The sequence below is a fragment of the Exiguobacterium sp. A1_3_1 genome, assembly GCF_048985645.1.
Classification (GTDB): Bacteria; Bacillota; Bacilli; order Exiguobacteriales; family Exiguobacteriaceae; genus Exiguobacterium_A; species Exiguobacterium_A indicum.
Window position 1 is genome coordinate 1 of the sequence record NZ_WBYY01000107.1, and the last position, 10985, is coordinate 10985.

11 protein-coding genes and 1 pseudogene are annotated in these 10985 nt (G+C 49.2%); 2 read left to right on the plus strand and 10 right to left on the minus strand.

Features of this window, described 5'->3' with window-relative positions; all coding sequences use genetic code 11:
* Positions 1 to 124: 124 nt before the first annotated feature.
* The 7 genes from F8N00_RS11715 to F8N00_RS11745 all read right to left on the minus strand — a co-directional run bounded on the left by F8N00_RS11715 (position 125) and on the right by F8N00_RS11745 (position 7284).
* Positions 125 to 406: a thioredoxin family protein gene (locus F8N00_RS11715; protein ID WP_023469167.1), complete on the minus strand. Its 282-nt coding sequence runs from the start codon at positions 404 to 406 to the stop codon at positions 125 to 127.
* Positions 407 to 504: 98 nt separating this feature from the next.
* On the minus strand, positions 505 to 888 hold the full coding sequence (gcvH, locus tag F8N00_RS11720) for a glycine cleavage system protein GcvH (RefSeq protein ID WP_050678664.1): 384 nt from the start codon (positions 886 to 888) through the stop codon (positions 505 to 507).
* A gap of 64 nt (positions 889 to 952) precedes the next feature.
* Positions 953 to 1315, minus strand: coding sequence for an arsenate reductase family protein (locus tag F8N00_RS11725; protein ID WP_023469169.1), 363 nt, complete (start codon positions 1313 to 1315; stop codon positions 953 to 955).
* A 34-nt stretch (positions 1316 to 1349) separates the two neighbouring features.
* Positions 1350 to 1802, minus strand: coding sequence for a DinB family protein (locus F8N00_RS11730; RefSeq protein ID WP_023469170.1), 453 nt, complete (start codon positions 1800 to 1802; stop codon positions 1350 to 1352).
* Between the two features lie 75 nt (positions 1803 to 1877).
* Positions 1878 to 3662: an acyl-CoA dehydrogenase family protein gene (locus tag F8N00_RS11735; RefSeq protein WP_421018256.1), complete on the minus strand. Its 1785-nt coding sequence runs from the start codon at positions 3660 to 3662 to the stop codon at positions 1878 to 1880.
* On the minus strand, positions 3659 to 4849 hold the full coding sequence (locus F8N00_RS11740; RefSeq protein ID WP_058264685.1) for an acetyl-CoA C-acetyltransferase: 1191 nt from the start codon (positions 4847 to 4849) through the stop codon (positions 3659 to 3661). Before F8N00_RS11740 ends, F8N00_RS11735 begins: the two co-directional genes overlap by 4 nt.
* A 17-nt stretch (positions 4850 to 4866) precedes the next feature.
* Entirely contained in the window at positions 4867 to 7284 is a 2418-nt protein-coding gene (locus tag F8N00_RS11745; protein WP_421018257.1) for a 3-hydroxyacyl-CoA dehydrogenase NAD-binding domain-containing protein, read from the minus strand.
* A 183-nt stretch (positions 7285 to 7467) separates the two neighbouring features.
* Here F8N00_RS11745 and F8N00_RS11750 point away from each other — a divergent pair, with 183 nt between their 5' ends.
* Together F8N00_RS11750 and F8N00_RS11755 are read left to right on the plus strand one after the other, a co-directional pair.
* On the plus strand, positions 7468 to 8115 hold the full coding sequence (locus F8N00_RS11750; protein WP_023469174.1) for a class I SAM-dependent methyltransferase: 648 nt from the start codon (positions 7468 to 7470) through the stop codon (positions 8113 to 8115).
* 2 nt (positions 8116 to 8117) lie between these two features.
* Entirely contained in the window at positions 8118 to 8378 is a 261-nt protein-coding gene (locus tag F8N00_RS11755; protein WP_023469175.1) for a hypothetical protein, read from the plus strand.
* A gap of 418 nt (positions 8379 to 8796) precedes the next feature.
* Here the strand turns inward: F8N00_RS11755 and F8N00_RS11760 are convergent, their stop codons facing one another.
* The 3 genes and pseudogenes from F8N00_RS11760 to F8N00_RS11770 form a co-directional block, all read right to left on the minus strand.
* Positions 8797 to 9615 (minus strand): DUF2785 domain-containing protein, encoded by an 819-nt coding sequence (locus tag F8N00_RS11760; RefSeq protein ID WP_058264683.1) that lies wholly within the window; start codon positions 9613 to 9615, stop codon positions 8797 to 8799.
* A 59-nt stretch (positions 9616 to 9674) separates the two neighbouring features.
* The gene (locus F8N00_RS11765; RefSeq protein WP_023469178.1) at positions 9675 to 10592 is read right to left on the minus strand and encodes a proline dehydrogenase family protein; all 918 of its coding nucleotides are present in this window, start codon (positions 10590 to 10592) and stop codon (positions 9675 to 9677) included.
* Between the two features lie 84 nt (positions 10593 to 10676).
* A pseudogene (locus tag F8N00_RS11770) lies at positions 10677 to 10949 on the minus strand (TVP38/TMEM64 family protein); the annotation flags it as partial.
* Positions 10950 to 10985 lie beyond the last annotated feature (36 nt).

Genomic DNA, 10985 nt, shown 5'->3' on the forward strand with positions numbered 1-10985 from the left:
GAGATGTGTATAAGAGACAGTCTAGAAGTTGTTATGAATATACCATTCATATTTCTGCGTTGTCAACGGATTATTGTAAATATTCCGACAATTTAATAAAAAGAAAAATCCAATCGGACTTTTCTTACCGTTCTTGACAGAAAGCAAAGACGTTTTGAACGGACTGGAAAGCATAAAGTCGCTCTACGACTTGATTTTCTTCAATTCGCAACAACGCAGGAACACTCATGACACGGGCTTCTTCTAAGAAATCCGGAATGAAATTCCCGTTCGCCTTCTGAATCGATTGACCTGATTCCGTCGCTTCGACGATATCGAGCATACGTTCCGCGATGGCGCATGTCCCGCACATCGGTGCATAGACATACAATAGCCCGTTTTCCGGGACGGTGGTGACCTCTTGCATGACGGTCGCTCCTTTCTTCGTGGTATCTGTCGTCAGTATACAAAAAAAAGAGAGCGGACGAAACGCAAGCGCCTCGTTCACTCTCTTTTCGTTAAGTATTACTCGTTGATCATCGATTTGTATGCTGCAGCATCCATCAATGCTTCGACTTGCGATGCATCTTCGATTTCGATGTCGACCATCCAAGCGCCTTCGAATGGTGACTCGTTGACGAGTTCTGGGGAATCTGAAAGATTTTCGTTGATGGCAACGACTTTACCAGTGATCGGTGCATATAGTTCCGAGACTGTCTTGACCGACTCGACTGAACCGAATGGCTCGTTTGCTGTGATCGTATCACCGACTTCAGGCAATTCGACGAAGACGATATCCCCGAGTTCGTGTTGCGCGAAATCCGTGATTCCGATGCGCGCCTTGTTTCCTGATACTTCGACCCATTCATGTTCTTCCGAATAGCGTAAGTTGTCTTTTACTTGACTCATTTCCGATTCCCCCTGTGGACTAATTTGGACTAACGTGTTCAGTATACCAAAATCGACTCTGAACTTAATACCATTTTCCTTGATACATTTCTTCCTTGAAGCCGATCGTGACGTCTTTCCCGTCTGTAACGATCGGACGCTTCAACAACATACCATCACTTGCGAGCAACTTGTATTGCTCGTCTTCCGATAACTCTGGAAGTTTGTCCTTGATCCCTTGCGAACGATACGATTGACCGCTCGTGTTGAAGAATTTCTTCAACGGCTCTCCACTCTTTTGATGAAGTTCCTGGATCGTCGTTGCAGATGGTGTTTCCTCGACGATATGTTTGTAATCCACTTCGACACCGTGCTGTTCGAGTGCTTTTTTCGCTTTGACGCACGTACTACATTTCGGATAGCCGTACATCGTGACTGTTTTTGTCATATTCCTCACCTCACCTTCAAGAGTAGCAGATGGATCACTTCTGCTTCAAGCGTGCGAGCGCCCCGTCAATCTGATCTTGATGATGGGCGTCATGGGCAACGAACGACTCGACGAAGGCTTGCGGTCGAAAATCCTCATAGGTCGCTTCAAATTGCTCGTCAGACAAACGATCGAGGTGATTGACGATGTCACGCCGGACGCTGATTGCTTTCTTCAATAAGGCGAGCGGATCGATATGATGCGCATATTCGACCGCTAGTCGATTGAACTGATCAAAATCCGTCTCGACGAGCGTCAACGGTTCATCCGGTAATTTCGAGATGGCGTGATCGTAATAAAACCGGTCCCATAAATACAGATGACTGACGCACTCAAGGACGGTCCACTTGTTAAGCGCAAGCGGCAGATCCCATTCTTCCGGCGACAAACGTTCAAGGGATTGATAGTAGGCAATCGCAAATTGCAGTTCAACCAATTCTTGGCGCATCTCGTTTTCCTCCTCCAACCAAAAACTTCGCCTTTACAGAGATTTTCCCTGCAAAGGCGAAGCGGTAAACATGACTTAGACCGTATATTTGTTTGACTCGATGAGACGTTTTGCGATGTCGCGTTTCGTACCGATGACGTTGATTGGCTGGTAACGGCTGAATTTTTTCAGCGCCGAGAGCAACATCCGGAGTTCGTCGCCGCTTGCTGCCGCGTAGAGTGTCTCTTTCGCGTCACGCTCGACAGCTTCGAACGCTTGTTGTGCGAAGACTTCCGTGTAACGGACTTTCAGTTCGCTCTTCTCGATTCCTTTGTCGGCAATCGCTTTGTCCGTCCGGACGATCGCTGACTCGAGCGCATAGATCGCACTCATGATGTCAGCTGTGTTCGCTAAGATTTCTTGCTCGCCTTGGAGTTTGTCCTGGTATTTTTGGACCGCTGTTCCGGCAGTCAACAAGAAGATCTTCTTCATCATCGCGAGTAAGTGGCGTTCGCGATCAAGTGGTGCTGTTCCGATTTCTGTCGGCATGAAGCTCATCACTTCTTGTTGCAGACGCTGTGCTTCCGCAAGCAACGGCAACTCGCCTTTCATCGCTTTCTTCAGCAACGTTCCTGGAACGAGAAGACGGTTGATCTCGTTCGTTCCTTCGAAGATCCGGTTGATCCGTGAATCACGGTACATGTTCTCGACTTCATATTCTGCCATGAAGCCGTAACCACCGTGAATTTGAATCGCTTCATCGATGACGTAATCAAATGTTTCCGAAGCGAAGACTTTGTTCATCGAGCACTCGATCGCGTACTCCGCGATTGCATCGGCGATTTTCTTACCGTTCTTGCTCTCTTCTTCTGACAACTGATCGAGACTATCCTGGAACAGACCACCTGTCCGGTAGACCGAACTTTCCATCGCATACGTCTGTGCTGCCATCGTCGCGAGTTTTTCTTGAATCAATGGGAACGAGCTGATTGGTGTCTTGAACTGTTTCCGTTCGTTCGAGTACTGGACTGCGAGATCGATCGCCCGTTTTGACGAACCGACAGCACCGACAGCTAATTTGTAACGACCGACGTTCAAGATGTTGAAGGCGATGACGTGACCGCGTCCGATTTCACCGAGAACGTTATCGACCGGTACTTCTGCATCTTGTAAGATCAACGTCCGTGTCGATGATCCTTTGATTCCCATCTTCTGTTCCTCGACGCCTGTCGAAACGCCTGGATACGATCCTTCGACGAGGAAGGCTGTGAACTTGTCACCGTCGATTTTTGCGTAGACGACGAACAAGCTTGCAAAACCAGCGTTCGTGATCCATTGTTTTTCACCGTTCAAGATGTAGTGCGTACCAGCTTCGTTCAAGACAGCCGTCGTTTTAGCACCAAGAGCATCCGAACCAGAGCCTGGCTCTGTCAACGCGTACGAAGCGATCCACTCCCCTGAAGCGAGTTTCGGCAAGTATTTATGCTTTTGCTCTTCGTTACCGAAGAAGACGATCGGCAACGAACCGATTCCGACGTGTGCGCCGTAGCTAAGGGCGAATGAACGGCCACGTGCGAACTTTTCCGTAATGATTGAAGACGAAATCTTATCCATCTGATAGCCGCCGTATGCTTCCGGAACGTCTGCACCGAGTAGACCAAGCTCGCCTGCTTCACGGAGGAGACCGACTGATAATTCGAACTCGTGTTTTTCGATTCGGTCAAGGACAGGAACGACACGATCTTCGACGAACTTCGCTGTCATGTCACCGACCATTTTGTGTTCTTCCGAGAAATCCTCTGGTGTGAAGAGACGTTCTGGCGCTAACTCATCTAATACAAAACTGCCACCTTTGATTAATTCGTTTGTCGTTTGGCTCATTGTCCTGTTCCTCCTTCAACTAGTTCGAATACACCTGCTGCGCCCATTCCGCCACCGATACACATCGAGACGACACCATACTGGACATTCCGACGTTTCATTTCATGCAAGAGCGTCAATGTGAGTTTTGTTCCTGTACAACCGAGTGGGTGACCGAGGGCGATCGCTCCACCGTTGACGTTGACGATGTCTTCGTTTAATCCAAGCTCGCGGATGACACCGAGCGACTGCGATGCGAACGCTTCGTTCAACTCGATCAATCCGACGTCTTCAAGCGTGATGCCTGCGAGTTCAAGTGCTTTCGGAATCGCGACGACCGGTCCGATTCCCATCACTTCCGGACGGACACCACCGACCGCGAACGATTTGAACTTTCCGAGAATCGGTAACCCTTGGCGTTCTGCTTCTTCCCGTTCCATGACGAGGACAGCTGCCGCACCGTCTGACGTCTGCGAAGAGTTCCCTGCTGTGACGCTACCGCCAAGGCGGAACGCTGGGCGAAGTTTCGCAAGACCTTCCGGTGACGAATCCGGACGAACGCCTTCATCGTGTTCGACGATGAATGTCTTCTCTTCGATTTTCAGTTCATCATTGACGAATTGTTCCGTCACCGTTACCGGGACGATTTCGTCAGCAAACTTACCAGCCGCGATTGCTGCTGCCGCTTTTTGGTGACTCTTCAACGCAAACGCATCTTGATCTTCCCGTGAGACATTGTAGGTCGCAGCGACTTGCTCCGCTGTGTGCCCCATGCTCATGTAATATTCCGGTGCCGTGTCGACGATTGACGGATTAGGTCGGACGACGTGACCTGGCATCGGGACTTGACTCATTGATTCGAGTCCACCAGCGACGACCGCAGTTGCTTGCCCCGTCATGATTTTCATCGCTGCGTCAGCGATCGATTGTAGTCCACTTGAGCAATACCGGTTGATCGTGATCGCCGGTACCTCGTGTGATAATCCACCGAGGACCGAAGCGTAACGGGCGATGTTCATGCCTTGTTCCGCTTCCGGCAAGGCACATCCGAGAATGACGTCATCGACCGCTCCCGTGTAACCGGACCGTTTCAACGTTTCCTGGATGGCGATGCCTGCTAATTCATCCGAGCGCATCGATTTGAATGCGCCCTTTTTTGCTTTTCCGACCGGTGTTCGCGCACCGGCGACGATTACTGCTTCCTTCATCCGAATCCCCCCAGTCCTCAGTTACGAAGCGGCTTGCCTTTGACGAGCATGTGCTGCATCCGTTGTTGTGTCTTCATCTCACCGATCAGGCTCAAGAATGCTTCCCGTTCGATGTCGAGCATATATTGTTCATCGACGTGGCTACCGAAGGCGACGTTTCCGCCGGCGATGACGTGTGCGAGTTTACTAGCGATTTTCAAATCGTGTTCCGAGATATAGCCGCCGTAGAACATTTCGCGTGTCGCGAGTTCAAGCGTCGCTTTCCCCGCACGACCGACGACTGGAATCTTCGCTTTCGCTGGTGCCGTGTAGCCGGTCCGGTCGAGTTCAAGGACGAGTTGTTTCGCATCATACGTCAAGTGATCCCGGTTCATCGAGATCTGATCAACGGAGCGGACATATCCGAGTTCGCGTGCTTCAAAGGCTGATTTTGAGACTTTTGCCATTGCGACGTTTTCGAACGTCTTTTGTGCTGCTTTCTCGATATTAACGAGTCCGTCTGGTGTGTTTTCTAACAGTCGACGGTACGTATTGACGTTTCCGCCGCCTCCCGGAATTAGACCGACACCGACTTCGACGAGACCCATGTACGTTTCAAGCCCGGCTTGCAGGCGAGCTGCCGGAAGCGAGATCTCCGTACCGCCACCAAGCGTCATTCCTTGTGGCGCAGCGACGATCGGACGTGATGCGTAACGAATCTTTTGAATCGATTGTTGGAACTTGTTGATGATCCAGTCGAGCTCGAACCAGTTCTCATCTTCCGCTTCCATCAGCATCATCGCTAGGTTTGCACCGACACAGAAGTTCTTGCCATCGTTCGCGATGACGAGACCACGGTGATTTTTCTCAACGAGATCGACCGACTGTTCGATCATCTGCATGATGTCGACACCGATTGCATTGCTCTTCGATGTGAACTCGAGGACTGCGACATCGTCGCCGATATCAAGCAAGCGCGCCCCGTTGTTCTCAAGGAGAACACCGTTTGACTTCCGTACGTCGCGGAGACGGATTTCCTTCGGATTGACCGTTGCTCCGACGTAGTCTTGTGTCGTTGTGTCATAATGACGACCGGACGCATCATAGAAACTCGTCTTCCCTGCCGCGAGCATCTCATCGACCCATGCCGGTACTTCGTAACCATCTTGTTTCATCTTCGCGACCGTTTTCTCGACGCCTAGTGCGTCCCATGTCTCGAACGGTCCCATCTTCCAGCCGAAGCCCCATTTCATTGCTTCATCGATCGCTTTGATGTCGTCTGCGATCTCACCAGTCAGCTGAGCCGAGTAGAGCAATGTTTTCGCATGGATCGGCCAGAGTAAGGCACCGACACGATCTTGCGCGAAGACGACGGCTTTCAGCTTGTTTTTTGCGCCCGGAAGTGCTTTAGCTTGTCCGATTGACGGCTCGGTAAGCGCTTTCTTTTCAACGTACTCAAATGTCTCGAGATCGAGTTCAAGGATCTGTTTTCCGACTTTCTTATAGAACCCTTGACCTGTCTTCGCACCGAGTGCTCCTTGTTCGACAAGGCGACGCATCTCAGTCGGAACCGCGAACGTCTCCTTCTCTTCGCCTTCCGGCAACAAGTCATAGACGTTGTTTGCGACATGGACGAATGTGTCGATGCCGACGACGTCAAGTGTCCGGAACGTCGCTGACCCTGGGCGACCAAGGAGTGGACCTGTGACCGAATCGACCTCCCCGATTGAATAGCCACCTTTTTTCATCTCATCCATCGTCACGAGGAGACCGTATGTCCCGATTCGGTTACCGATGAAGTTCGGTGTATCCTTCGCAATGACGACACCTTTCCCAAGTCGTTCCTCAGCGAATTGTTTCATGAAGTCAACGACACTCGGATCCGTGTCTGACGTTGGAATCAACTCAAGTAACTTCAGATAACGTGGTGGGTTAAAGAAGTGTGTCCCGAGGAAACGACGGTTAAATGATTCCGAACGCCCTTCACGCATCGCTTCAATCGAAATGCCTGATGTGTTCGAGCTGACGATTGCGTCTTCCCGAATGAACGGTTCGATCGTTTTAAACAATTGTTGTTTGACATCGAGTCGTTCGACAACGACTTCGACGATCCAGTCTGCTTCCTTTAGACGCTCTAAGTCGTCTTCTAAGTTACCGACTTCGATGAAGTCGATCAATTTTTTCGACGCGAGTGGTGCTGGATTTTGTTTCAAGAGTTTTTCGTGGTTATCGCGCGCGATGCGGGAACGGACGCGCGGATCACTCAGCGTCAAGCCCTGCTTCTCTTCTTGTGCCGTAAGTTCTTTTGGTACGATATCAAGCATCAATGTCCGTATGCCAGCATTCGCAAGATGTGCCGCGATGCCTGCACCCATCACCCCTGAACCGATGATGACGGCGAATTGGATGTGTTTCGTCAACTGGATTGTGGTCGGCTGACCGATTTGACTCGCCATGATATACCCCCTGAGTTTAAATTGAATGAACAACCATTCATTATACTGACAAAAAAAGAAGCCGAACGACTTTCGTGTGCTTCTTCTACATCTTCATCATAAATGAATAATGATTCAGTAGCAATAAAAAATCAGTCAATGGACAAATTTTCCTGTTAGACTGATAAAAAGGAGTGGATAGAAATGAGTCAAACCGAGCATGTATGGAATCAAAAAGCCGCTGACTGGGCGGATCGCGCTGACGATATGTGGACGAACGGCAGTCGGAAAACCGTTTTGCCGTTCTTACGAAAAACGATCACCGGTGGTCGTTTGCTTGATCTCGGTTGCGGTGATGGGGCAGCCTGTCGCTTACTGACACCGGACTTTCAGACAGTCGGACTCGATGTCTCAGACGAGATGATCCGAATCGCCCGTGAGAAGTCACCCGAGCAGACGTTCATCGTTGGAACGGGTGAAGCATTGCCGTTCGCCGATCATGCGTTTGACGTCGTCCTTGCCGTTAACTCACTCGAATGGTCGACACGTCCCGTAAAGGTTTTAGAAGAAATCGAACGCGTCGCCCCACTTGTCGTCATCAGTCTACTTGGTCCGACAGCTGCTCCGCGGCAACTTGCTTATCGTCGTCTGTATGGTGAGGAAGTCGCGATGGGGAATACGATGATGCCGTGGGAACTGTTGCAATTAGCAAAAGAACGGGGCTGGACGTTGCTTGATGAAGCGGTCATCCAAAAGGAAGGCGCCGTCATGACGGGGCATCGGTTACTTGATCAAGCACATGCTTTCTCGTGTTTGTTTGCTTTTCAGACGACAGCTGCGAGGGAAAGATAAGTATGTCATATAGTCGTTTTTTCACTTCAATTTTAGGTGTGATTTCCATCTTCTTTTTATTTTACGTACAAGAGCTTGGTATTTTCGAAAAGTGGCAATTCTATATTTTCTTCATGGTTGTATTCGTTGGTACACAGGCCTTAGGAGAACGGGTATTATTTCGTCGATTCGAAGAAAAACGATTCCATCCACAGACGGCTGTTTTATTAGTTGCACTATTATTTGTTGGAATTTTTATTGCGGCGAATGTTTTGTATCCTTGATATAAATCGAGTCTTACTACAACGTTGCTAACCTCACTGTCCTTTCACCCGCTTTCCTCAAGCTAGACACAAGCCAGTCTTCCTCATCCTTCGGATGACGAATCCGGGTCTTGATTGTCTCTGACAGCGCGATAAAACGTCGCGCTTTTTCTTGTAGGAGTCGGGTAAAGACATGTGAGGAGGTTGAACGTATTCAATACTAAAAGCGATCGATTCCATTGACGGAATTCGATCGCTTTTGATGTGAGTTCATTTAGGACGAACCGGGCATCTTCGACTCCTACAGGAAAAGGAAGCATGAACCATTCTTCCGTCAGGGAAGAGGAAGACCCGGCAAATCACATGAAATGTGAGATGCCGCGGCTTACTTCCCGCCTGAGGAAAGCGAAGATGATAGGGACGTCCGGTATACTATGCTTTATCCTCCGTGCGTTCGCTGATGTACCTGTCGCAACCACTCTTCAATTAAGACAAGATCCGATTGTTCTTCCCATTTCAGTCGGAAATAGAGTGTCTGTAGCATCTGTTTGACGTTACGATACGTCGTCCACTCCGCATCTCCCCATGTCACGTCACTCTCAAGCCACTCCTTAATATTACGTTCGATTCGTTGTAATAGGACGTCTTCCGACAGTCCATGACGACAAGCTTGCAACCACGCCGTCACCATCCGGTCCGCTTCTTCATCGACATAGAGATAATCGGATCGGATCAACTGACGAATCATCGCATCAATCGCTCCGAGCTCCTCCTGCGGACGACTCGCTGGGTGCGTAAACCAAACCGCATAAACATCCGCGATATGTGCCATGCTGTGTGCCCACCCCATTCCGTCAATGAATCCACGGACATCCTTTTCTTGCTCCAAATAGGTTTGTAAGTAAGTGGACAGCCGATCCAACTGACTTTGCGTCAATAAGTGTCGGGTTTTGTCCATCACTAACAATTCAGCGAGTGCTAATGCTGAAAATGATCGCGTCAGAACAGCTGTTGTGTCCGCTGTTCCCATTCTATACATCAATCCATGCCCGCTTAAAATAAAATCGAAAATTCGATTGGTGTCTTCTATCGTAAAGGATTCTGATGCGATGTAGGTCGCTAACTGCGGATAGATCAATCCATCCCGTAACTCAGAATCCGTCGAACCGATATGTAGAAGTAACTCATCGAGTAATGCAGGCGTTACACTCGCGTCTTGTTGTAGCAGTTCCTTTAATTCTTGTTCTGTGCATGCCATTCTGTCCTCTCCTCTCTGAATCAAAAAAAGACGATGCAACGTTGCATCGCCTTCTCTTCTTATCCTTTGACCATTCCTTTGAGAACGAAGGCAACGTTTGCCGGTCGTTCTGCTAAGCGGCGCATGAAGTAACCGTACCAGTCACGTCCATAAGGAACGTAGACACGGACTTTATAGCCTTGTTTGACGAGTTCGAGTTGACGCTCGACCCGGATACCAAATAACATCTGGAATTCGAACTGGTCTTTTTCGATCCCATTTTCTTTAGCGTGACGGATGACTTGCTCGATCATCGCATCGTCATGTGTTGCGACGGCAGCATAGTTTCCGAGTGATAATTGTAACTTCACGAGCTTGATGTAGTTATGGTCGACGTCTTCCTTCTCTGGGAACGCAACCGTTGCCGGTTCTTTGTATGCCCCTTTGACGATCCGGAGATTCGTCTCGAAGCGTCCGACACGTTTGATATCATCTTCCGACCGGTAGAGGTACGACTGGATGACCGTCCCGATGTTATCGAAAGATTGGCGCAATTCTTCAAACAATTGAATCGTCTTTTCACAACGTGGCTCATCTTCCATATCAATCGTGACGAAGACACCGAGTTCTTTCGCCCGTGTTAAGATCCGTTCCATGTTCGAGCGAATCAAGTCGTCCGAGATATCGAGTCCGAGTGATGTCAGTTTCAACGAAAGTTGCGAGTCTAATTTTTCTTCCGCAATCATCTCAACCGCACGAATACATTCTTGTGTCATCATCTCTGCTTCCGCTACCGTCGAGATGAACTCCCCTAAATGGTCCATCGTGACGCATAACCCTTTTGCGTTCAATTCCTGGATCGCCCGTTTTGATGCTTCCAATGAATCCCCTGCCACGAAGCGACTTGCTCCGAATTTAAGCCCGTATCGCTTGGCGAGACCGTTCAATGTCTTGTTTTGCGATAAGAAGATAAAACCATCCCGTAGTACTTTTTCCATCACTCATGATTCCCCCTAAATAAATGCTAGGCTGTTTTACCGTATCGGTTCACATCTCTGCACTCATATTATGCCATAAAGCGCTTACATACGCTCTTTATTTCGTTTATTTTTGAGAATCCGTTGAGCAACAAGTCCTACGGCAAAGAATAGGACATATAGTCCGATCGCAACGAAAAATTGCCAGGAGAACGGATCGCGCAGGCTTGAGCCGATATTGTTGTAAACGAACGCACCGGGAATGATCCCGAGATAGTTGGCGATAGCGAACTGTTTAAAGCGGATTTTTGATAATCCGGACGCGTAGCTGATCGCGTCAAACGGAAACAGTGGAATCAATCGAACGACAAGCACAACGAGAAAGCCTGTCTCTTATACACATCTCCGAGCCCA